This window comes from Bacillus sp. SIMBA_005, assembly GCF_046535585.1.
In the GTDB taxonomy this organism is placed as follows: domain Bacteria; phylum Bacillota; class Bacilli; order Bacillales; family Bacillaceae; genus Bacillus; species Bacillus pumilus.
In genome coordinates, this window is sequence record NZ_JAWRWI010000007.1 from 40,697 (window position 1) to 64,130 (window position 23,434).

Annotated in this window: 21 protein-coding genes; 12 read left to right on the forward strand and 9 right to left on the reverse strand. The window is 40.5% G+C overall.

All coding sequences use genetic code 11. From position 1 onward, the window contains the following. Positions 1-13 precede the first annotated feature (13 nt). The 6 genes from glpK (at position 14) to SB660_RS12845 (ending at position 8,328) form a co-directional block, all read left to right on the forward strand. Positions 14-1,510, forward strand: coding sequence for a glycerol kinase GlpK (gene glpK / locus SB660_RS12820; RefSeq protein ID WP_180309320.1), 1,497 nt, complete (start codon positions 14-16; stop codon positions 1,508-1,510). Positions 1,511-1,649: 139 nt separating this feature from the next. Continuing rightward, positions 1,650-3,311 (forward strand): glycerol-3-phosphate dehydrogenase, encoded by a 1,662-nt coding sequence (gene glpD, locus SB660_RS12825; protein ID WP_268498191.1) that lies wholly within the window; start codon positions 1,650-1,652, stop codon positions 3,309-3,311. 196 nt (positions 3,312-3,507) lie between these two features. Continuing rightward, the gene (locus SB660_RS12830) at positions 3,508-5,253 is read left to right on the forward strand and encodes a phospho-sugar mutase (protein WP_268498189.1); all 1,746 of its coding nucleotides are present in this window, start codon (positions 3,508-3,510) and stop codon (positions 5,251-5,253) included. Between the two features lie 149 nt (positions 5,254-5,402). Beyond that, positions 5,403-6,548: a GAF domain-containing sensor histidine kinase gene (locus SB660_RS12835; RefSeq protein WP_180309318.1), complete on the forward strand. Its 1,146-nt coding sequence runs from the start codon at positions 5,403-5,405 to the stop codon at positions 6,546-6,548. Continuing rightward, on the forward strand, positions 6,545-7,195 hold the full coding sequence (locus SB660_RS12840) for a response regulator (protein WP_268498187.1): 651 nt from the start codon (positions 6,545-6,547) through the stop codon (positions 7,193-7,195). Before SB660_RS12835 ends, SB660_RS12840 begins: the two co-directional genes overlap by 4 nt. Before the next feature lie 440 nt (positions 7,196-7,635). Then, complete coding sequence (locus SB660_RS12845) at positions 7,636-8,328, forward strand: GNAT family N-acetyltransferase (RefSeq protein ID WP_410582832.1); 693 nt, start codon at positions 7,636-7,638, stop codon at positions 8,326-8,328. A gap of 35 nt (positions 8,329-8,363) precedes the next feature. Here SB660_RS12845 and SB660_RS12850 read toward each other — a convergent pair whose 3' ends face one another. Then, the gene (locus SB660_RS12850; protein ID WP_024426598.1) at positions 8,364-8,612 is read right to left on the reverse strand and encodes a YhdB family protein; all 249 of its coding nucleotides are present in this window, start codon (positions 8,610-8,612) and stop codon (positions 8,364-8,366) included. A 128-nt stretch (positions 8,613-8,740) separates the two neighbouring features. Here SB660_RS12850 and SB660_RS12855 point away from each other — a divergent pair, with 128 nt between their 5' ends. After that, the gene (locus SB660_RS12855; RefSeq protein ID WP_044140630.1) at positions 8,741-9,124 is read left to right on the forward strand and encodes a YqzG/YhdC family protein; all 384 of its coding nucleotides are present in this window, start codon (positions 8,741-8,743) and stop codon (positions 9,122-9,124) included. A 195-nt stretch (positions 9,125-9,319) separates the two neighbouring features. Here SB660_RS12855 and SB660_RS12860 read toward each other — a convergent pair whose 3' ends face one another. Next, entirely contained in the window at positions 9,320-10,795 is a 1,476-nt protein-coding gene (locus SB660_RS12860; RefSeq protein WP_268498184.1) for a catalase, read from the reverse strand. A gap of 160 nt (positions 10,796-10,955) precedes the next feature. Then, positions 10,956-11,387: an Rrf2 family transcriptional regulator gene (locus SB660_RS12865; protein ID WP_058014432.1), complete on the reverse strand. Its 432-nt coding sequence runs from the start codon at positions 11,385-11,387 to the stop codon at positions 10,956-10,958. A gap of 183 nt (positions 11,388-11,570) precedes the next feature. Here SB660_RS12865 and SB660_RS12870 point away from each other — a divergent pair, with 183 nt between their 5' ends. Both SB660_RS12870 and SB660_RS12875 read left to right on the forward strand, forming a co-directional pair. Next, positions 11,571-12,770: a globin domain-containing protein gene (locus tag SB660_RS12870; RefSeq protein ID WP_268498182.1), complete on the forward strand. Its 1,200-nt coding sequence runs from the start codon at positions 11,571-11,573 to the stop codon at positions 12,768-12,770. A 67-nt stretch (positions 12,771-12,837) separates the two neighbouring features. Continuing rightward, positions 12,838-14,262: a SpoVR family protein gene (locus SB660_RS12875; RefSeq protein ID WP_370338671.1), complete on the forward strand. Its 1,425-nt coding sequence runs from the start codon at positions 12,838-12,840 to the stop codon at positions 14,260-14,262. A gap of 48 nt (positions 14,263-14,310) precedes the next feature. On the opposite strand, the gene SB660_RS12880 is transcribed toward SB660_RS12875, so the two are convergent. Beyond that, positions 14,311-15,675 (reverse strand): alkaline phosphatase, encoded by a 1,365-nt coding sequence (locus SB660_RS12880; protein ID WP_410582837.1) that lies wholly within the window; start codon positions 15,673-15,675, stop codon positions 14,311-14,313. Positions 15,676-16,029: 354 nt separating this feature from the next. Here SB660_RS12880 and SB660_RS12885 point away from each other — a divergent pair, with 354 nt between their 5' ends. Next, a complete protein-coding gene (locus SB660_RS12885) occupies positions 16,030-16,863 on the forward strand; it encodes a C40 family peptidase (protein WP_268498177.1) in 834 nt (277 codons plus the stop codon). Between the two features lie 132 nt (positions 16,864-16,995). Here the strand turns inward: SB660_RS12885 and SB660_RS12890 are convergent, their stop codons facing one another. Genes SB660_RS12890 through SB660_RS12900 form a run of 3 tightly spaced genes read right to left on the reverse strand, consistent with a single transcriptional unit; the run spans position 16,996 to position 18,816 of the window. Then, positions 16,996-17,286, reverse strand: coding sequence for a hypothetical protein (locus tag SB660_RS12890; protein ID WP_003212420.1), 291 nt, complete (start codon positions 17,284-17,286; stop codon positions 16,996-16,998). Continuing rightward, complete coding sequence (locus SB660_RS12895; protein ID WP_061407236.1) at positions 17,274-18,332, reverse strand: anti-sigma factor; 1,059 nt, start codon at positions 18,330-18,332, stop codon at positions 17,274-17,276. The genes SB660_RS12890 and SB660_RS12895 overlap by 13 nt, the downstream gene beginning before the upstream one ends. Continuing rightward, on the reverse strand, positions 18,325-18,816 hold the full coding sequence (locus tag SB660_RS12900) for a sigma-70 family RNA polymerase sigma factor (RefSeq protein WP_003211938.1): 492 nt from the start codon (positions 18,814-18,816) through the stop codon (positions 18,325-18,327). The genes SB660_RS12895 and SB660_RS12900 overlap by 8 nt, the downstream gene beginning before the upstream one ends. 370 nt (positions 18,817-19,186) lie before the next feature. Between SB660_RS12900 and SB660_RS12905 the strand changes: the two genes are divergently transcribed. Then, positions 19,187-19,789 (forward strand): lysophospholipid acyltransferase family protein, encoded by a 603-nt coding sequence (locus SB660_RS12905; protein ID WP_058014426.1) that lies wholly within the window; start codon positions 19,187-19,189, stop codon positions 19,787-19,789. A 39-nt stretch (positions 19,790-19,828) separates the two neighbouring features. Here SB660_RS12905 and SB660_RS12910 read toward each other — a convergent pair whose 3' ends face one another. Beyond that, positions 19,829-21,160, reverse strand: a complete 1,332-nt coding sequence (locus tag SB660_RS12910; protein WP_034620023.1) for a hemolysin family protein — start codon at positions 21,158-21,160, stop codon at positions 19,829-19,831. 58 nt (positions 21,161-21,218) lie between these two features. After that, positions 21,219-21,659, reverse strand: coding sequence for a MerR family transcriptional regulator (locus SB660_RS12915; protein WP_034620022.1), 441 nt, complete (start codon positions 21,657-21,659; stop codon positions 21,219-21,221). 334 nt (positions 21,660-21,993) lie between these two features. Here SB660_RS12915 and SB660_RS12920 point away from each other — a divergent pair, with 334 nt between their 5' ends. Beyond that, a complete protein-coding gene (locus SB660_RS12920; RefSeq protein WP_058014425.1) occupies positions 21,994-23,376 on the forward strand; it encodes a hemolysin family protein in 1,383 nt (460 codons plus the stop codon). The last annotated feature ends 58 nt before the right edge of the window (positions 23,377-23,434 follow it).

Genomic DNA, 23,434 nt, shown 5'->3' on the forward strand with positions numbered 1-23,434 from the left:
GGAGGAAAACATCATGACAAAAGAAAAATATATTCTTGCATTAGATCAAGGGACAACAAGCACAAGAGCGATCTTATTTGATCAAGAAGGCAAAATTGCACATACAACTCAGAAGGAATTTAATCAATACTTTCCGAACCCAGGCTGGGTAGAACACAATGCAAATGAAATTTGGAGCTCTGTTCTATCGGTCATTTCAACTGCTTTAATTGAATCAGGAATTGAAGCAGACCAAATCGCTGGTATCGGAATTACGAACCAGCGTGAGACAGCGGTTGTTTGGGATAAACATACAGGCGCACCTATTTACAATGCCATTGTTTGGCAGTCAAGACAAACGTCTGGCATTTGTGAAGAGTTAAAAGAACAAGGACACAATGAAACGTTTAGAAATAAAACAGGTCTTCTCATTGATGCTTATTTCTCAGGTACAAAGGTAAAATGGATCTTAGACAATGTAGAAGGTGCCCGTGAGAAAGCAGAAAATGGTGACTTACTGTTTGGCACAATTGATACTTGGCTGATTTGGAAGATGACAGGCGGTAAATCACACGTCACAGATTACTCCAATGCGTCCAGAACATTAATGTTCAACATTTACGATTTGAAATGGGATGAAGAATTACTTGATATCCTTGGCGTACCGGCTTCTATGCTTCCAGAGGTGAAACCATCTTCACACATTTATGGTGAAACAACAGACTATCACTTCTTTGGCAGAAATATTCCGATTGCAGGAGCGGCGGGAGATCAGCAGGCTGCTTTATTCGGTCAGGCTTGCTTTGAAGAAGGAATGGCGAAGAACACATATGGTACAGGATGTTTCATGTTGATGAATACAGGGGAAAAAGCCATTAAGTCGGATCATGGTTTATTAACGACGATTGCATGGGGCATTGACGGCAAAGTTGAATATGCTTTAGAAGGAAGTATTTTCGTTGCTGGCTCAGCGATTCAATGGCTGCGTGATGGACTCAGAATGTTTAAAGACTCGAAAGACAGCGAAGCTTATGCAGAGCGCGTTGAGTCAACAGATGGCGTATACGTCGTTCCGGCATTCGTTGGTCTAGGCACACCATACTGGGATAGTGATGTCAGAGGCGCTGTGTTTGGGTTAACACGCGGTACTTCAAAAGAGCACTTTGTCCGTGCAACGTTAGAATCACTTGCTTATCAAACGAAAGATGTGTTAGATGCGATGGAAAAGGATTCAAACATTTCATTAAAAACATTGCGTGTTGATGGCGGAGCTGTAAAGAATGATTTCTTAATGGGCTTCCAAAGTGATTTACTGGATGTGCCTGTAGAGCGTCCAGAAATTAATGAAACGACGGCACTCGGTGCGGCCTATCTTGCGGGAATAGCAGTTGGCTTCTGGAACGACCGTTCAGACATTGCAAAACAATGGAACCTTGACAAGCGCTTTGATCCTAAGATGGAAGAAGACAGCCGTGACTCGTTATACAGCGGGTGGAAAAAGGCTGTAAAAGCAGCTCAAGCTTTCAAATAAACCAAAAGTATGGTATACTTCAAGTAAGTTAATAGAACGGTTGGAGAACTGGAGAGACCGCAGGCACCGAAGTGTAGAAATACGCTTTGGGTGTTTGCGGTCTCTTTTTCTTTACCGTACAACATGGGAGGAACAAGAGATGACTTTTTCTAGCTTAGAAAGAGAACAAATGCTGCAGGAAATGACAAAAAAACCATATGATGTGTTTATCATTGGTGGGGGTATAACAGGCGCGGGTACAGCACTTGACGCGGCTTCACGAGGAATGCGTGTCGGTCTTGCAGAAATGCAGGATTTCGCAGCAGGTACGTCTAGCCGCTCAACGAAACTAGTGCACGGTGGACTTCGTTATTTAAAACAATTTGAAGTGAAAATGGTCGCAGAGGTCGGTAAAGAGCGTGCCATTGTATATGAAAATGGTCCTCATGTGACAACACCAGAATGGATGCTTCTTCCGATGCATAAAGGCGGCACATTCGGTAAGTTTTCAACATCCATTGGGCTTAGAGTGTATGACTTTTTAGCTGGCGTCAAGCATAGTGAACGCAGAAGCATGCTAAGTGCGAAGGAAACACTTGCAAAAGAACCGCTTGTGAAAAAGGACGGTTTAAAAGGCGGCGGCTACTATGTTGAATACCGTACAGACGATGCACGCCTTACAATCGAAGTCATGAAAGAGGCTGTGAAATTCGGAGCAGAAGCGGTCAACTATGCGAAAGTAAAAGAATTTATTTATGATAAAGGCAAAGTGGTCGGTGTTGTCATTGAAGATGTCATGACGCAGAAAACCTACGATGTATATGCGAAGAAAATCGTCAATGCGACAGGTCCGTGGGTCGATCAGCTAAGAGACAAGGATCACTCAAAAGAAGGGAAGCACTTACAGCATACAAAAGGGATTCACTTAGTATTCGACCAATCAGTCTTCCCATTAAAACAAGCGATCTACTTTGACACACCTGATAAACGGATGGTCTTTGCGATTCCAAGAGAAGGCAAAACGTACGTTGGTACAACAGATACAGTGTACAAAAAGCAGCTGGAACATCCGCGTATGACAAAAGCAGATCGTGATTATGTCATCAAAGCGATTCAATACATGTTCCCTGATCTCAATATTACAGAAAAAGATGTAGAATCTAACTGGGCTGGTCTTCGTCCACTTATTCATGAAGAGGGCAAAGACCCTTCAGAAATTTCTCGTAAGGATGAAGTGTGGACATCATCTTCAGGCTTAATCACCATTGCTGGCGGTAAATTAACAGGCTACCGCAAAATGGCTGAGCACATTGTGAATCTTGTACGTGATGGACTAAAAGAAGAAACAGGCAAAGACTTTGGACCATGTAAAACAAAGCATATGCCAATTTCAGGCGGTCATGTAGGCGGATCAAAAAATATGGCTGCCTTTGTCCAAGCGAAAACAGCAGAAGGAGCATCTGTTGGTCTAACAGAACCAGTTGCTCAAAAACTTGCCGAAAAATATGGCTCAAATGTCAGCAGTCTTTTCAAACGTGTAGAGCAGCTTCAAGGTGAAGCAGACAAACGAAACATTCCAGCGTATGTACTCGCAGAGCTTGTCTATGCAATCGAAGAAGAATTAGCTGTTACCCCTGTCGATTTCTTCTTAAGAAGAACAGGAAGTCTATTATTTAATATCAACTGGGCAAAAAAATATGCACAGCCTGTCGTTGATTATATGGCAGAGCGTTTTGGCTGGGATGAAGAAGTCAAACAGAAGCATCAAACAGAATTAGATCAACTATTCCATGAAGCAGTTGTACCGCTTGATGCTGAATAAAAGAAAAGCCGCTAAGGGCTAAAATCAAGTATATTTTAGCCCTTTGTCAACAATCTGAAGCCGATCAAGTATCGGCTTTTTTTATTTGTTCATCATTTTCTTCATCTCCCAACGATATAGCATGACATAAAGGTTGATTCCATATAAAATAACAGGAGAGGTTATTTTATTGATGATAAGAGCTGGGAGGACGACCATGAGTTGGAAGAGGAATTATGAGCGATGGATCAATGAGAAGCACCTGGATACTGAGCTAAGGGAATGGCTGGAGGCACATCAAGATGATCAACAAGCACTTGAAGACTGTTTCTACAAAAACCTTGAGTTCGGCACTGGAGGAATGCGCGGGGAGATTGGTGCTGGCACGAACCGAATGAATGTGTACACGGTTCGTAAAGCATCTGCAGGCCTTGCTGCGTATATTGCGAAACATGGAGAGGATGCAAAAAGAAGAGGCGTCGCCATTGCATATGATTCACGCCATAAATCGCCTGAATTTGCGATGGAAGCAGCCAAAACTCTTGCTTCACAGGGCATCCAAACATACGTATTTGACGAACTGCGTCCAACACCAGAGCTCTCCTTTGCTGTTCGAGAGCTGAATGCATTTGCTGGGATTGTCGTAACAGCAAGTCACAATCCACCAGAATATAATGGCTATAAAGTATATGGAGAAGACGGCGGACAGCTGCCACCATTTCAGGCAGATCAAGTCATTCAAGAAGTAGATGCAATAGAAAATGAACTGTCGATTTCAGTTGATTCAGAAGAAACGTTAAAACAACAAGGGCTGATCAAGATGATCGGAGCAGAAATCGATCATGCTTATATTGAAAAATTAAAAACGATCAGTGTCCACCCTGAGCTGGCAGGTGAGGTCGATGTTAAAGTCGTTTTCACACCGCTTCATGGTACGGCCAACCAGCCTGTCCGAAAAGGACTTCAAGCTTTAGGCTATCAGCATGTAACCGTTGTGCCTGAACAGGAAAGACCAGATCCGCAATTTTCAACAGTGACATCACCAAACCCAGAAGAGCATGCAGCATTTGAGTATGCCATCAAGCTTGGCGAAAAGCAGAATGCCGATATCCTCATTGCAACAGACCCAGATGCGGATAGGTTAGGTATTGCGGTCAGAGATCATGATGGAGAGTTTACCGTCTTAACAGGCAACCAAACAGGAGCCCTATTGCTCCATTATTTATTGTCTGAAAAACAAAAGCTTGGTCAGCTGCCGCCTCGTCCTGTTGTGATGAAAACGATTGTCACAAGTGAGCTCGGGCGTGCTGTTGCTTCCGCATTTGGTGCCCATACGATGGACACACTGACCGGCTTTAAGTTTATCGGAGAAAAAATCAGGCAATTTGAAGAGAGTGGAGAATACACATTTCAATTCGGGTACGAAGAAAGCTATGGCTATTTGATCGGCGACTTTGCCCGAGATAAAGATGCGGTGCAAGCAGCGCTGTTAGCTGTCGAAGTTGCTGCTTTCTATAAAAAACAAGGCAAGTCCTTGTACGATGCGCTTGTTGATATTTTCAAGGAGTTTGGATTTTACCGGGAAGGGTTAAAGTCGTTAACCTTAAAAGGAAAAGAAGGCGCAGAGCAAATTTCAGCGATCCTTCATACCTTTAGAACAAATCCGCCAGCTGCTATTGCGGGTCAGCGCATCACTGTCATCGAGGATTACCAATCAAGTCAAAGACACCTCGTTTCCGAAAAGAAAGAAGAAACCATTCATCTGCCAGCATCAAACGTGCTGAAGTATTTTCTTGAGGATGGCTCGTGGTTCTGTTTAAGACCTTCCGGCACTGAGCCTAAAGTGAAATTTTATATGGCTGTCAAAGGTACATCGTTAACAGATAGCGAAGAAAAGCTGAAGCATTTGTCAGAAGAAGTGATGAAAGTCGTTTATGAAATCGTGGAAGAAACAGCTAAATAAACAAACAAGGCCATCGTGAATGCATGATGGCTTTTTCTCCATCAAAAGGATGAGAAAAAATCATCCTTTTAGAGAAAGAACCGGCAGAATGCTCATGATATAATGAGCGTAATGAAAAGAGAAGGCAGCAAAGGCCGGGGGTAAACAGTATGGGAGAATACCAAGAGAAGGTTGAGACATTAAAAACGTTAAAAGAAATTGCTGAAAAGCTAAATGAAGGCACGGAAATGAAAGAAACGCTTCATGAAGTGCTTCATATGTTGATGGATATCACAGGCTTTCACTCAGCATGGATTTATTTTATAGAAAAAGACGGCTCGTATGAACTGATGGCAGAGGTCTCCTTACCCGAAGCGCTGGCAAAGCATCAAAAAGAGCTCATGTGCCAAAACGATTGCTATTGCATCAATCGATACACAAAAGGTTCACTCCAATCAGCCACAAACATTATGAATTGTAAACGCATCGAAACGGCGATGAAAAAGCAGCTCGGGGATACTGAAGGAATTACGCATCATGCGACGGTTCCCCTCAAAGCATGTAAGCGTACGTTCGGATTATTGAATGTGGCGGCAAAAGGAAAAGTCACATTTACGCAAGAAGAATTGAACTTGCTTGAAAGCATTGCGCTTCAAATTGGTACGGCTATTCAACGGATGAAGCTTGTGCAAAACGAACATCAGCATGCTCTTTTGGAAGAAAGAAACCGGCTTGCACAGGACTTGCATGATTCCGTTAACCAAATGCTATTTTCAGTTAGTCTGACGGCGAAAGCCGCCCGTCAAATGACAAACGATCAGAATTTAGGGGAAATGATTGATTTTATTCAGCATTTGTCACAAGATGCACTGGTTGAAATGCGGTCACTCATTTGGCAGCTAAGGCCAAGAGGACTTGAAAAAGGATTCACAACAGGGATTCAAGAATATGCAAAACTTTTAGGATTACGCTGTACATTATCGTTATCAGGCTGTATGGAGATGGATCATACCCAGCATGAAACGTTGTTTCGAGTATGCCAGGAAGCGCTGAATAATTGTCAAAAACATGCGGAAGTAGAGGAAGTTAAGGTCCAGCTTGAACAATCAAAAGACACGTTTGAGATGAAAATCATCGACCACGGAAAAGGGTTTCAGTATGACGAGCAAATGAGCCTTCCCTCACTCGGTCTGAAAGGGATGTCTGACCGCATCAAAAGAGCTGGAGGGACATTTTGTATAGAGTCTGAGCTCGGTAAAGGAACCACTATTCAAGTAAAGGTGCCATTTTCTCAAGAAAGGAAGGGGTCGTCATGAGAGTCGTCATTGCAGATGATCATCATATTGTGAGAAAAGGGCTTGTGTTTTTCCTGCAGACACAGCCTGACGTTGAAATCGTTGGTGAGGCTTCTAATGGAGAAGAAGCATTAGAAATTGTCAGACAAACGCGCCCTGACATCGTTCTCATGGATTTATCGATGCCTGTAATGAATGGCATTGAGGCAACGAAACAAATGACGCTGGAAATGCCTGATACCCGCATTGTGATCCTGACAAGCTATGCGGATAAAGATTATGTTATTCCCGCTATTCAAGCAGGGGCAAAAGCCTATCAGCTCAAGGATGTAGCGCCAGAAAAACTTCTTACGACAATGATTGACGTACAAAAGGACACCTATCAATTAGATGGTCATATCACCAATTTTCTTGTGCAGCATTTAACTGAGCCAAAAGAGCAAAGATGGGAGTTAATGAAAGAGCTGACCAATAGAGAGCGAGATGTCTTATTCGAAATTGCAAAGGGGAAAAGCAATAAAGAAATTGCCTCATCTTTGTTCATTTCTGAAAAGACTGTCAAAACGCACGTATCTCATGTATTATCAAAACTAGAGCTGGCAGATCGTACCCAAGCGGCTCTGTATGCAGTGGATTATCAAAAAAGTCAGCCCAAAGAGCTGCTATAACAGAAGGGAATTTAGTCGTTATGCTAAAACTTTTAAGCAGCACACATTCAGTTCAATGAATTGAATAAAAGAGCACAGTTGTTGGTTTATTTGACGTGCCCTTTTGCGTGATAAGAGAAACATGTTCAGTCTAATTTCTATGAGATAAACGTTAAAAGACTTGATGAGTATATGCTCATCAAGTCTTTTTTTATTTTGAAGGTGGTGATAAACCGGCTGACTTGACATTAAAAAAGGAGGAAATGAGCATGGGCACATATGAATTAGTGAGTGATTATCGCCATGATAACGAATTGAAAGAAAGCTTTAATCAATTAGCGATCAAAACTTTTGATTTGGATTTTAGTGACTAGTACAAAAGAGGATCTTGGGATGAAAAATATATTCCTTATCCCTTTGTCCATCACGGGAAAGTGATATCAAACGCTTCCGTTTATCTCATGTCACTAATCAGTGATGGCGAAACGTATCGAGCTGTTCAAATTGGCACGGTGATGACGGATCAAGCCTACCGCAACAAGGGATTAGCGACAAAGTTAATGCAGCATATTATGGATACGTACGAACATGACTGTGGTTTGATTTTTCTTTTTGCCAATGAAACTGTACTGGACTTTTATCCGAAATTCGGCTTTACCCGTTACCAAGAAAGTGAATTTAGCCTCGATATCGGCAAAAGCGTCATTCAAATAAATAAGGACATGCGCTTCAAGCAGCTAACATTGGAACATGACCTGCCATTACTTGAACAGTTCGCAGAAAAACGTCAAACGGGTTCAATGAAATTAGATGCTGAGGATCATGGCAGCTTATTAATGTTCTACTTTACATTGGTTTGGCCGGAGGCCATTTTCTATATTGAAGCATTGGATACGATTGTCCTGATGAATGAAGAAAATGAAACCATACATGTCTTTGATATCATTTCTCTTGAGCCACAAAATATAGAGGAAGTTGTTGCACATATTATGAATGAAACGACGAAAAAAGTGATGTTCTATTTTACACCTGATCCGTCAATTGACGGCTTACACACGGTGAAGGCGCCAAATGATGAGGATGCGCTGTTTGTTTATACAAAACAAGATTGGGCCAAAGACCACTTTATGCTTCCAATTACTGCGCACTGCTAAATGTATGTAAAAAGGCTGATCATCAGCCTTTTTCTTTATGTGTACATCGGTTGTGAATAAACTTCAGAAGCAGCAGCCTCTGAAGCATGGTCAATGTACTGCAGGAGCCCATATAAACATTTTTCAACATCAGCATCGTTTCGGTTAAATTGATACGCGTGTAAGAAATGCTCAATACGTTTCGAGAGCAAGTCATCTTGCGTACGTACCATAAGAATAAGTAAATTATCCCACTGCGAGCGATGCGTATAATAAAGTGCTTTATCATAATCCGCCACATTCATTAAACCTTCTCCTTTCCCTTGAGAAGTCCTCATTAGTTTGCTCGGAACATATCGACATTTTCAGGGGAAAAGTTGGTGTCCGCATCAATCGTGTACCGGGAATTATAGGCTGAATAAATGCTTCATGTATGAAAATGGATCGATCAGCAAAACATAAACAAAATATACATGAAAGTGAGATCAATGATATCATGCAGCCGAAATGGTGGGTGCCGTTTGCAGCGGGAATGGTTTTGTTTGGCAGTTTCATGATCCATCCTGCAACAAATGCAGCGATGCAGCCTGTTGAAAATTGGGAAAGACTTGCGTACACAGCGCTGCAAGAGGAATATGAAGGCGCCGCTTTAAACGATTATCAATATATCGGGCGTACACAAGTAAATGAAGATCAGACAAAAGATGTCTTTCGCGTCACAGTGAAGGAAGGCTCAACGCTTTTTGCTGCGCATGCAGAAATCTATTTTCACCCGGTCACCGGTCATTTGATTAGTATTAACGTATTCCGGCTATAAAAAAAGCACCTCTATTAAAGAGGTGCTCCAGCGTGGAGACAAACCCTTGCATTCGTTGTGTGCTGGTGCTCACATCACAAATGCGCGCCAATACTCGTCCTTCCTAGGGCTGCAAAGGTTTTCTATTCCGCTGAAAAGAAGACAAAGGGGCTAAAATCAAGATCTTTTTAGCCCTTTGTCAACATTCTTAAGCCATTATTTCATGCTTCCTTGCAGGTATGAGCGGATATCTACGCCAAGTGAATCGGCTAATCGTTGTCCATAATCTTCATCTGCACGATAGAAGTTGCAGATCGCAAGTAATTTTGTTTTGTCATTTACGTCTTTCAGGTCAGCTGTTAGGTTTTTGATCAATGCTTGTTTCTCTTCTTCTGAGTAGCTTCGATATTTTTCCCCAGCTTGTTTGAAGTCGTTTGGTTTTTCAATTTTTTGTCTCACCATTCGATCACCGTGAAGAACTTGTTCGCTTTCTTTGTAGTGAGGATTTTCTTTTGGCTGATCATCGTAACGGTTTGGTTCATAGTTAATATGACCGCTTGGACGAGTCGTTGTCATAAAGCCATCCTGCTGATTATTGTGTACAGGTGCATAAGGACAGTTCACCGGAATACGCATATAGTTGGCACCAAGACGATGACGCTGCGTATCTGGATATGAGAACAGACGGCCTTGAAGCAGTTTATCTTCAGATGCTTCAATTCCTGGAACAAGTGCACTTGGTGTGAAAGCAGATTGCTCTGTTTCAGCAAAGAAGTTCTCAGGATTGCGGTTCAGTGTCATGCGTCCTACTTTTTGAAGCGGGTAATCTTCTTCGCTCCATGTCTTTGTTGGATCACAAGGATCATAATCAAGATCATCATAATCGCTCAGCGGCATCAACTGCACATATAAGTCCCATGCCGGGTAGTTGCCATTTTCAATCCTGTCATATAAGTCTCTTGTCGCATGCTGGAAATCATTTGCTTGGATTTCTGCTGCTTCTTCCATTGATAAATTGTGAATACCTTCTGAAGGTCTCCAGTGATATTTCACATATTTTGTTTCTCCATATTTGTTGACCCATCTAAATGTATGCACACCAGAACCGCGCATTTCAGCGTAGCTCGCAGGAATTCCTTCATCAGAGAAGAGCCATGTGAGCATATGAGTGGATTCAGGTGTTAAGGTCATAAAATCCCAATAACGGTCAGGATCTTGAATATTGGTTACAGGATCTGGCTTGAGAGAGTGAACCATATCAGGGAATTTCAATGCATCACGTATAAAGAAGATCGGCAAGTTGTTACCAACTAAATCATAGTTGCCTTCTTCTGTGTAAAATTTGACAGCAAAGCCGCGCGGATCACGCAATGTTTCAGGTGAACCTTTAGGATGAATAACGGTTGAGAAGCGAACAAAAACATCTGTCTGTTTTCCTTCTTCACTTAAAAAGGCAGCTTTTGTATGTTTCTCCATGCTATTTTCAACTTCAAACACACCATAAGCGCCGGCGCCTCTTGCATGAACGACACGCTCTGGAATACGTTCACGATCGAAGTGTGCAAGTTTTTCAATCAAATGGTAATCATCAAGAAATGTAGGTCCGCGGTGACCAGCTGTTCTTGAGTTTTGGTTATCGCCAACAGGTACGCCTTGGTTCGTTGTCAAATTTTTATGATTTGAATTTGTCATTCTTTTTCTCCTCCTGTAAACAAAAAAATGGTTTCTAGCAATCTATATACCCTAATTATATTGAATCAAACATGATAGTCAATATCTATTTATAATAATTTTAAATTAATTATTATTACAAGGAGGTAAAGAAAAAGACGAAAGAATAGAATTCTTTCGCCTAAAGGAGGAGCTCTCTAAGAGCATCTTTGTTTTGAGTTAAATCTTTTAATGTGTATTGGTCAAGTACGCGCAAGTAAGCAGTAAGTGCTTCATGAAGTACATGCTTTAATGAACAAATCGGGGAGATGATACAGTTGTTTTTGCTTGGATCAAAGCATTCAACCATGACTAAATCATCCTCTGTATAACGGACAACCTCTCCAATGTTAATGCTTTCTGGGCTTTTCCCAAGCCTAATCCCGCCATTTCGCCCACGTATTGTTTCTACATACCCTCGTTTTCCAAGATGGTAAATCACCTTTGTCAGATGATTTTTAGAGATGCCATAAACATCGGCGATCTGCTGAATATTTGACAGTTCATTGTTCTCTCTTGATGCTAAATAAATGAGTACTCTTAATGAGAAATCTGTATAATTCGTTAGTTTCATTTTGACGACCTCTAAACCTGATAGAGTTTTGTATCATCGTAACACACTTTAGACAAAAACTGTTCGAGAAAGTGTTAAATGTGACAACATTTAAAACATGTATTATAAATATTGCTTTTATAAGCTGTCATCCATTACGATAAAGATGTATTTAAAATACATCTTTTGAAAGAAGGAATAACGATGTTATCTAAAGATCAAATGAATGCCATTAAACAATCAGCCCCTTTATTAAAAGCCGAGGGAACCAAACTTGTGACTGTTTTTTATCAAAATATGATTCGTCAGCATCCAGAGCTACTCAATCAATTCAATAAAACAAACCTTATGAACGGAAGTCAGCCAGAGGCGCTTGCTGCAACACTATACCAAGCTGCACTGCATATCGATCGATTAGAAGAATTACTTCCTGCGGTCAAACAGATTGCCCATAAGCATGTCAGTGTGATGGTCAAAGAAGAGCAATATCCAATCGTCGGATTTCACCTAATTGAAGCGATGAAAGAAGTGTTTGGTTTAACGGAAAAAGATGACACACTTTTAGCTTGGAAGGCGGCATATGACATCATTGCGAATATCTTTATTACGATTGAAGCAGAAATGATGGAGGAGAATGTAAAACAAACAGGCGGATGGTCAGATGTGAAACCGTTTGTGATTAAGAAAAAAGTACAGGAATCTCCAGCACTGATCTCCTTTTATTTAGTACCAGAAGATGAGTCAGAGCTGCCAATGTTTGAAGCCGGCCAATACATTACGGTTCAGGCAGATATGCCGGGTGAGGCTTATATGTGCAGCAGACAATACAGCTTATCAGATCAGCATCATCCATCTTATTACCGCATCACAGTGAAGCGCGATGGTCATGTGTCTACATTTTTGCATGATGAAATGGAAGAAGGAGACGTTCTTCAAGTGAGTATGCCGCAGGGAATGTTCTGCTTGCAAGAAGACACAAAAGAGCCTGTTTATTTCATTAGTGCGGGTTCTGGCGTCACACCAATGATCGGTTTATTGAAAACAGCAGCGCAAAACAGCCAGCCATTTACAATGATTCATGCAGATCGATTAGAGGATGTCACCGCTTTTGAACATGAATTTGAAAGCGTTCTAGCTTCAGCTCCTCATGGCCGCATCCTCTTATGTAATGAACAATTTGCGCAGTCTGGTAAAGGTGAGCTTGTTGAAAAGGCAGCTTCCCGCATTGACCGTCCATTCCTTCAATCAGTGGTTGGTGAAGGGAAAGGTCAATTTTATCTATGCGGTTCCCCGGTGTTTACACAAGAGATGATTTATATACTAAAAGAGCTGGGAATTCCAGAACAGAATATACATTTCGAGTCATTCGGTGGGCAGTCCACAAAAGAAATGGAAGTCGTCTAAACGAATGGCGGAACATCATGTTTTTTTAGATGCGCTCATATAGTAGGGATAAGTCCGATGAGGAGGGATGGTTTCCTTGAGCGTATCAGAAAAACGTCTTTTACAAAGAGCCATTGATGAAATTACAGAAATTGCAGAAGGATTTGGTCTAGATTTTTATCCGATGAGGTATGAAATCTGTCCCGCGGAAATTATTTATACGTTCGGTGCATACGGAATGCCAACACGATTCAGCCACTGGAGCTTCGGGAAACAATTTCATAAAATGAAGCTTCATTATGATTTAGGATTAAGCAAAATTTATGAGCTGGTCATCAATTCAAATCCTTGCTACGCCTTTCTACTTGATAACAACACGCTTGTTCAAAATAAATTAATTGTGGCTCATGTACTGGCTCACTGTGACTTCTTCAAAAATAATTGCCGTTTTCAAAACACAAAACGAGACATGGTAGAAAGTATGTCAGCAGCGGCAGAGCGGATCAAGGAATATGAGCACCTTCATGGAACAAAAGAAGTTGAATCCTTTTTAGACGCCGTATTGGCTCTTCAGGAGCATATTGATCCGTCTCTTGTACGTTCAAAACTAAGCTGGAATATCGGCGATGAAGAAGAATATGAAGATGACAAACCAAAGCGTCAGACGCCGTATGATGATTTGTGGGGAATGGATGAGCCGAAAATACGTGAGAAAAAGAAAATCGCCAAGCCATTTCCGCCAAAGCCGGAAAAAGATATTTTACTCTTTATTGAGGCGCACTCCCGGGAGCTAGAGCCGTGGCAGCGTGACGTCCTCACGATGCTGAGAGAGGAAATGCTCTATTTTTGGCCGCAGCTAGAAACAAAGATTATGAATGAAGGCTGGGCATCGTATTGGCATCAGCGGATTATGCGAGAGCTTGATTTGGATTCAAGTGAATCGATTGAGTTTGCCAAATTAAATGCTGGCGTGGTGCAGCCGTCAAAAACGGGCATCAATCCTTACTATTTAGGTCTGAAGATTTTTGAAGATATCGAAGAGCGCTATGACAACCCATGTGAAGAATTAAAAAAAGCAGGGGTGACAGAAGGATCAGGCCGCAGCAAAATGTTTGAAGTCAGGGAGATTGAATCAGATATTTCCTTCATTCGAAATTACTTAACAAAAGACCTTGTGATGAGAGAAGATTTGTACTTGTTTCAAAAACAAGGGAGAGATTATAAAGTCATCGATAAAGAATGGAAGGCTGTTCGTGATCAGCTAGTCAGCATGAGGGTCAATGGCGGTTTTCCTTATTTGACCGTGATGGATGGCGACTATTTAAAAAACAACGAACTCTATATTAAACATTGGTATGAAGGCATTGAACTAGATCTGAAATACTTAGAAAAAGTACTCCCATATTTGCACCAGCTATGGGGAAGAAGTGTGCATATCGAATCCATTCTTGAAGGAAAAGAAGTCATGTTTTCGTATGATGGAAAAGGGGTTCATAGAAAATATCTCGCATAAAAAAATCAAAAAAAGATGTCTCTGAGCAGACATCTTTTTTTGCCGATTTTATTGGTTTTTCAGCAGTTTGAAAATGTGTTTTGCTTGATCAGTGTTTTCCATCAGACCTTTTAGCTTTTGGCTTGTTGGGCCATACGCAAAGAATGGCACTTCATCACCCGTATGACCTGATGTGGTCCAGCCTGTATGAGATCTCACGTTGATCACTTCTTCAATCGCATCATCAATTTTAACAGCATCCTTTGTTTCAGCAGCCTTTTGAATGGAGGCCATTTCTTCTTTTGTGAAATCAAGATCGATATATTGTTTTAGCGCTGATTCAACAGTCATGCCATTGACGATTTTGTTTGCGATAAAATCAGGGGTCTTTTTCGCTGCTTTTACCGGTTTATAATCCCAGCTGCCCGAGCCGTCTGCCCCAAAGGAGAGTCCGCCAGTTGAATGATCGGCAGTGGTGATGATTAACGTATTTTTATCCTTTTTTGCAAAACGAATCGCTTCTTCAAATGCTTTTTCAAAATCCTTCATTTCACTCATGGCACTCACAATATCATGATCATGTCCAGCCCAGTCAATTTGGCTGCCTTCAACCACAAGGAAAAATCCATTTTTGTTTTTAGACAGCTGTTTAATAGCTGAGGATGTCATGTCTTGCAGGGAAGGGGTCTTTTTATCACGATCAATCGCTTTATCAAGACCGCCATCTGCAAAAATGCCTAACACCTTTTGATTTTTGTTTTTTTGTAAGGCCTCTTTATTGGTGACATAATCATAGCCAGCTTGCTTAAATTCCTTCGTTAAATCACGATCCTTTCGGACAAAATCGACGAGACCTCCGCCAAGCATGACATCGACTGTATGCTGTTTACCGATTTTTTCATCGAAGAAATCATCAGCGATGGATGCTGTGTTTTTTCTCGATACATCGTGAGCCGCATACGCAGCAGGAGTGGCATTTGTTAATTCAGAGGTCACGACAAGTCCCGTAGATTTTCCCTTCCGTTTTGCTTCTTCTAGAACTGTTTTTAATTTTTTGCCCTTTTTATTTACACTGATTGCATTGTTGTAAGTCTTTTTACCAGTTGCCATAGCTGTACCAGCTGCGGCAGAATCAGTGATATTGCTTTTCGAATCATTAGGGTATGTTTTGTGCATGCCAGTGAGGTAAGGGTCAAACGCTGTTTGTTTTGAAAGGTCTCCGTTGTGCTTAAATGAGCGGTAAGTTGAAAGGTACGGTGTTCCCATGCCATCCCCGATCAGCACGATCACATTTTGCACGTCATTTTTGGGCTTCTTTTTAGCCTCTGCTTTGTCCGCTTGTCCAAATTCAATTCCTGAAAAAATGCCAATCGATAGCACAGATGCTGCCGCCACTGCAGCGATTTTCGTTTTCGAGCTTTTCAACACACTCATTCATTTTGCCTCCTCATTGTTTATGTATCGCTCTTACGTTTACAATGGTAGAGCAGAATTGTGGATTCCCATTTACAGGATCGTAAAAATCCCTTTAAAATTGTAAAGGTCCACTTTACATAGAATGAGCCAAAAAGAGAAATGAATGTATCATTTATCCATGACAAGATGCATTTATTTTGTCATGATTGTGTAATGAAAATGAAATATAAAGAACCCTAAAAAAAAATAAATTTTGCCGAATTAATAAGCATAATGTCGTAGGAAGTCAAGACTATTTCTTCTGGTATTTGATCCTTATAATAGTAAGTAGATAAAAATTCGGATCACGATAGATACATACAGGAGGAACAAATGAAAAAACAATTGATCACAGCTGCAAGTGCAGTTCTACTTGGGACGACATTATTTGCCGGAGCTGCCTCAGCACAATCAGTAAAAGTTCAAAAAGGTGACTCTCTTTCTGTTCTAGCGAAAAAATATAAGACAAGCGTGAGCAAGATTAAATCAGACAATAAGCTGAAATCTAACACGATATATATTGGACAAACGTTAAAAGTAAATGGTACTGCCGCTAAAAAAACAACGAAAACATCAAAAACAACAACAAAAGTAAAAGCGGCGTCAGCGACAGCCACTCATAAAGTTGTGAAAGGTGATACATTATCGAAAATCGGCAAAAAGTACGGCATGACTGTAAAAGAGCTGAAATCGTTAAATAAACTCAAAACAAACCTGATCAAAATTGGGCAAAAGCTAAAGGTCAAAAAGACGTCTAAAAAAGTAAAGACAACACCTGTTAAAGAAAAAACAGTTTCTGTTTCTTCTTTAAACACGTCTAAGCTTGTTTCGGATGCTAAAGCGTACAATGGCACACCATATAGATGGGGTGGAACGACACCAAAGGGCTTTGATTGCAGTGGATTTATGTGGTATATCATTAACAAGCAAAAAAAGATTTCAAGACAAACAACTGAAGGTTTCTGGGGATCAATGAAAAGCGTATCTTCTCCAAAGGTTGGCGATTTTGTGTTCTTTACAACATATAAATCGGGTCCATCTCACATGGGTGTCTACATTGGGAACAACAAGTTTATTCATGCTGCTTCCGATGGTGTGACGATCAGTGATATGAATTCAAGCTACTGGAAGCCGATTTACCTTGGAGCGAAAACATTTGTGAACTAATTTATTTTAAAAGACTGCTTATGAAGCAGTCTTTTTTATTTGCGCTGTAGAATGAAGAAAATAAATCGATAGAAAAAGCCCGTGTTACTTGGCATTAGTCAAGTAACACGGGCTTTTCATTTTGAGAGCGGCTTAAAAGCCTAATTGAAGATCGACATCGATCGATACGATGGCATAGACACATAAAATGACAAAGATATTCAGTACGACACCGAGGAACCCAGGGCCCGTACGGCCTTTTTTAATGAACAGTTCAATTATGCCAAATGGAACTGCGGCCATTGCAAAAGGGAGCATCTGAAAAGAATAAAATGTCACATTACTGATAATGGCGAGGTTCAGCATGAGCAGGGATAATATCGCTGTACCGACAGAAATCCAGCCAAATACATTATGCTCTTTAAAAATTCTTACCAATTCCATAATTCCACCTCGCTCACTTTTGCCGTTTTAATGCGTTTTGTCTTCACAAATTTCTCGATTTCTTTCGAAGGACCTGTGATTACAGAGCCATAAATCGTGACACCATTTTGGTTGATATAGCGTATTCGGTTTGACAGATCCAATTCAGGTCTGCCAGAGATCGTTTTTGCCCAGGTTGGGTGCTGATTGACATAAGCAAGGGCATCTTTAAATTGATCTACCTCTGTTTTTGATGTGTGCTGAAGCTCTTTTAAGAATTCAGAGTCTCTCCCAGGAAAGCCAATTGGCCGCTGATTCCCGCTTAATGAATCCTCTGTTTTAATCGCATTCCAGAGCACTTTCATATCATATTTTTTAGCAAAGGAATAAACGTCCTTTGGTATATACGCTTTGTCATAGGAGACATACACTTCACTGACTGTTCCTTCAGGAAGCTTGTCTAAAGTAGTGAGTGTTTGTTTTTTTGATGCATCTGCCTGAGTAGAAGGATGGGTAAAGAAATCCTCTGTCTCGCGTGCGCTGTCACCATAATATGAGATCGTAGGCTGCTTTAATTTATCGAAGAACATCTCGATTTGCTCACTGCCAATGGCTTCTGTTTTATTGCCAATTTGTTTTTGCAGCTTCAGTTCTGTGTTCATTCCAAAAAGCTTGACTTGGCCTTTTAAATCTTTCATTTCAATTGCCACGTTTGGTTTCGTCAAAGCGACTGTTACAGCGGCTGTTTCCATGAAATGATTCCCTTTGCTCTCTGCTCCGCCAACGCCGTAATATAGATAACTTCCTAATGTACAAAGCGGTAAAATAATAAGTGTAGAGATGACAGCAAGTACAGAAATACGTAAATAAGACTTTCTTTTTCCGTATTGCAAGATGGCTTTTTGCTTTTCAGGACTGATGGAAAAATCGGTCCAATCCGAGCCGTTCAGTTCCTGACTTAAGCGTTTTTCGTTTTCTTCAAGCTCTACTTCAAACGCCATCATTTCTTCCTCGTTCATCTCACCATTATTATATTGTTCCCATCGCTTGTTAAACTCTTCATTCATCATTAACACCTCTGTTATATAGTGCTTTTAGGCGCTGCCTTGCACGAAATAAAACACTTTTAAAATTTGCTTCAGTAATATTCATGACCTTGGATGCTTCCTTGTAATTCAGTTCCTTTAAATAATACAATGTCAACGCTTCCTTGTAGTTATCTGGAAGCTGTTCCAAATACATGTTGAGGACTTCTTTTATTTCAACCTGTTCAGCAGGGCTTTGTACAGACGTTTGTAAAAGGCCGCCAATAAGATCATCCGATATGGTCACTTCTTTTTTATGTTTCCTGACATAATCAATAAAAGCATTTCGTGCCACCTGAAATAACCAAGGTTTCACTTTGCTATGGTCGTAGGAATGAATATGTATATAAGCACGCATAAAGGTTTCCTGCAATAAGTCTTCTGCCAAATGTTTGTCTTTTGTCATGGAGAGCAGAAACCTGTAAACATCGTTCATATACATTTGATAAATTTCATCGATCGTCACTGATTTTTCTCCCCTCTATGTTATAAACGCATAAGAAAGGCATAAAGTTGCACGAAACTTCTCAATACCGTACAATACTCATCTCTTTCGCCGAATCAAAATCATTTCTCCTTATCATAGCGAAATTTGCGCCATTTATAAAGCATTTTCAATAGAACAAATCAGGAAAAAACCTTAAAAAACGACAAAATTGGACACAATTCTTCTTCTATTCTCTCCTAAAACCATAGACCTGAATACAGAAAGAACGATGATTCTGAATGAAAAATGATGTGATGGTTTGATTGTTTCAAAAAAATTAGTACCAGGTAATAAAAAATTTGTTATAATAGAAACAAATCCTTCATTTTTCAAACAAAGGAAGTGCACTATGTATAAATTTTCAGGCTATACCATTAAAGTATTATTTACTCTCCGAGGCGGAATCAAAGTATATCAAAAAGAGAATCTGCCAACGGATCGGGGATTTGTCATTGCATGTACACATGAGGGTTTTGTGGATGTTCTTGCATTAGGCGCAGGGATTCTTCCGTTTGAGATCCACTACATGGCGAAAAAAGAATTGTTTGCAAATAAATGGATCGGTGGATTTTTAAAGAAGATTCATGCCTTTCCAGTTGATCGAGAGAATCCTGGGCCAAGCAGTATTAAAACGCCCATTAAATTATTAAAAGAGGGAAAGATCGTTGGGATTTTTCCAAGCGGAACACGTACAACAGAGGATGTACCTTTAAAAAGAGGTGCGGTTACCATTGCGCAGCTCGGTAAAGCGCCAATCGTTCCAGCAGCGTACAAAGGGCCGTCCAATGCGAAAAGTCTTTTCAAAAAGGGGAAAATGCGCTTAATTATTGGTGAACCGATAGAGCAGTCAGAATTTGAGCATCTGCCGCCAAAAGAACGTTTAGGTGCCATGACTGAAGTATTAAACACGAGAATTAAAGAACTTGAAGCTCAATTAATGGAAAAAGGATAAGAAAAACGACCGCTTGCTTTGGCAAGGGTCGTTTTTTTCTTAAGAAGCGCCTTCTTCAGCGGCTTCTGCTAATTGTTCATTTAACTTTTTGACTTCGATATATACCACATGGTGTCCATCGACTTCATTAATGATAAATTCATAGCCTTGTTCACGAATGGTGTCATTTTTCTCAACTTCATATTTCTGAGTAAGGAACCAGCCGCCGATCGTATCGACTTCTTCGTTATCAAGCTGCGTACCTAAGAGCAGGTTGACTTGATCAACTAGGACCTTTCCATCAAAGATGTAATGGTCTTCTCCAAGTTTACGCACTTCGTTGATTTCATCCATATCGAATTCATCACGAATTTCACCGACGATTTCTTCAAGGATGTCTTCTACAGTCACAAGACCAGCTGTACCGCCGTATTCATCTGATAAAATCGCCATGTGTACACGTTCGCGCTGCATTTTGAGCAATAGATCATGTACAGGAACGGTTTCAATTACATGAATAATTGGATTGACAAACTTTTCGATCGTATCACTTGTAGAACACTCACCGCTAATGCAGGCAGTGAGAACCTCTTTAATGTTCAGAACACCAATCATATTATCTTTATCGCCATCTTCAATTGGATAACGTGTATATTTCTCTACCTTGGTCACCTTCAGCATTTCCTCAATGGTAATATCATGAGGGAAGCTGACAACTTCGGTACGAGGAATCATAATTTCTTTCGCCAGACGGTCATCAAATTCAAAAATTTTATTTACATATTTGAATTCAGACTGGTTAATTTCGCCGCTTTTATAGCTCTCTGATAAAATAATCCGCAATTCTTCTTCAGAGTGCGCCATGTCATGCTCAGAAACTTGCTGAAGACCGAACGCTTTTGTTAACAAACGAGCAGATCCATTTAATACCCAGATAAACGGGAACATCACTTTGTAAAAAATCATGAGCGGTCTAGCAAAAAGAAGAGATACTTGCTCTGCCTTTTGAATGGCGAGTGTTTTTGGTGCAAGTTCTCCAACCACAACGTGTAAAAACGTCATAATACTAAACGCAATAATAAAAGTGACAATAGAACTAGCTGATTGAGGAATGGACAGCTCTACAAATAGTGGAGCAAGCATGTGCGCAATTGTTTCTTCCCCTAACCAACCAATACCAAGGGCGGTAATGGTAATACCGAGCTGACAGGCTGACAGATACTCATCAAGGTGAGTCGTGACATGCTTGACAGCAACTGCTGTTTTATTACCTTCTGCGATTAACTGATCAATTCTTGAGCTTCTTAAGCGAATGATCGCAAACTCTGATGCAACGAAAAATGCGGTTAAAGCTATAAGCAAAGCAACTATAAGTAAATTAACTATGTCCAATTAAGGCCTTCGTTCTGACTTTGAGAACGAAGGTAACACCTCCTGTTTAGTAAAAATTTTAACTTAACAGCAGTAAAAATGATTGGACAGCCGTCATCTTTTCAGGTGTAAGCTGTTCTTTTAATTTTTCACGTTGTTCTGGTTGAAGCTGCTTACAACGTACTAAAATGCGGTCCATATGCTCGTTCATCCGATCGATATCAGAGGTTAAATGGACAAGTTCATCAGGATCTTCCTTTTGTGAAGGGAATTGTTCATCTAATCTGGATTTGATGTCAGAAAGAGCCAATCTCTGCTGTTTGCAAAGAACGATTAATTGTAATCGTTTTAAAGCATGTTCATCGTAATAACGATAATTTGAGCAAGATCTAACAGGCGCAAGCAATCCTAGATTTGTATAATAATCTACAGTACGTTTCGTCACCTGTGCAATCTGTGCTAGTTCACCAATACGATACTTTTTCTCAGCCCCATCTGAACATCTCCTCCTAACCGTCACGTTATAGTTTATGAAAATAGTTTAATATAATTCTAGCCTGAAATACAAGTTAATTGTTCATATTTCCTGCCGATATGAAGAGGAGAGAAGGATTTCTCAGTCTAAATGGTCCTGTCAAATTTCACATAGTGATACAGGAATTTTCAGATTATTTATGGTAAGATAAAATGAAGACCGTTTCATATATATGTAGAGAAGCGGATTTATACGTGAACCGGAGGTGGTTAAGTGGGGCCCTCAATATAGTCTTATTTAATCAGTTAACCGTTTTGCAAAACATAACATCATCAATCAGGAGGTGACTCCTTGTTCTTCTAAGAAAGAGCAAGGTTAAATGGACGATATTGTTAATCTGAGTATAGTCGGTGTTTTGATTGCTTTAACAGCTTTCTTTGTTGCATCTGAATTTGCCATAGTAAAGGTGAGAAGCTCAAGAATTGATCAGCTTGTTGCCGAAGGGTCCAAAAAGGCCATCGTGGCGAAAAAGGTGACATCAAGGCTGGATGAATATTTGTCAGCCTGTCAGCTCGGTATTACAGTGACATCCCTTGGTTTAGGGTGGATTGGTAAGCCAGCTGTAAAAGAACTTTTGGTTCGAGGTTTCGGTTTGACAAACATTCCTGATTCAGCAATCAGCCTGATCTCAGCAACACTTGCGTTCTCTATTATTACCTTTTTGCATGTAGTCGTCGGTGAGCTTGCACCAAAAACACTGGCGATTCAAAAGGCGGAAAAAATGACGCTCTGGCTGTCAGGCCCGCTGCATGCATTTTATATCCTAATGTTCCCTTTCATTTATGTGTTAAACGGGTCAGCTCGGGTTCTAACCAAAATGATGGGCATCGATATGGGGTCTGAAAAAGAACATTCCCATTCTGAGGAAGAATTAAAGATTTTATTATCTGAGAGCTTAAAAAATGGGGAAATCAACCCATCAGAATATAATTATATGAACAAAATTTTCGACTTTGATAATCGAATTGCCAGAGAGATCATGGTCCCGCGGAGAGAAATTTGTGCCATTCCAGAAGATATGCCGCTAGATGAGATTCTCTCCATCATGACGCAGGAGAAGTATACACGCTTTCCTGTGTTTTCAGGCGATAAAGACCATGTCATCGGCATGCTGAACAAAAAGCAGCTCTTTGCAGATCTTGTGTATCAAGTAGAAAAGGATCAATTGAAGATTCAAGATTATATATATCCAGTGATTGAGGTCATTGACACGATTCCTATTCAGGAGCTTCTCGTCAAAATGCAGCGCGATCGAATGCATATGGCGATTTTAACCGACGAATATGGTGGAACGTCTGGACTTGTTACAACAGAAGATATATTAGAAGAGATTGTTGGCGATATTCGAGATGAGTTCGATGAAGATGAGCAGCCGGTTATTCAAAAAAGAGCCGATCATCATTATGTTTTAGATGGCAAAGTCAGATTAGATGAAATTCAAGATTTGATCGGAATGTCATATCATGATGAAGAAATTGATACAATAGGCGGGTTAATCTTAAATGAGAATATTGATATCCGAGAAGGACAATCCATTTATCTTGATGATATTCGGATGAAGGTCTTGGAGATGGATGGACGCTATGTGAAAAAGATCGACCTGAAGAAAGGCGTCACCTCATCAGAAAAAGGAAATGCACGCATAGGGCGTGATATAAAAGAGCCGCTGTTAGTAAACGAAATGACCTTGAGCGAAAAATAAGCTCAAGGTTTTTTTGGGTATTTAGTCTCTTTTTACGAATGTTTGTTCGGGTTATAAT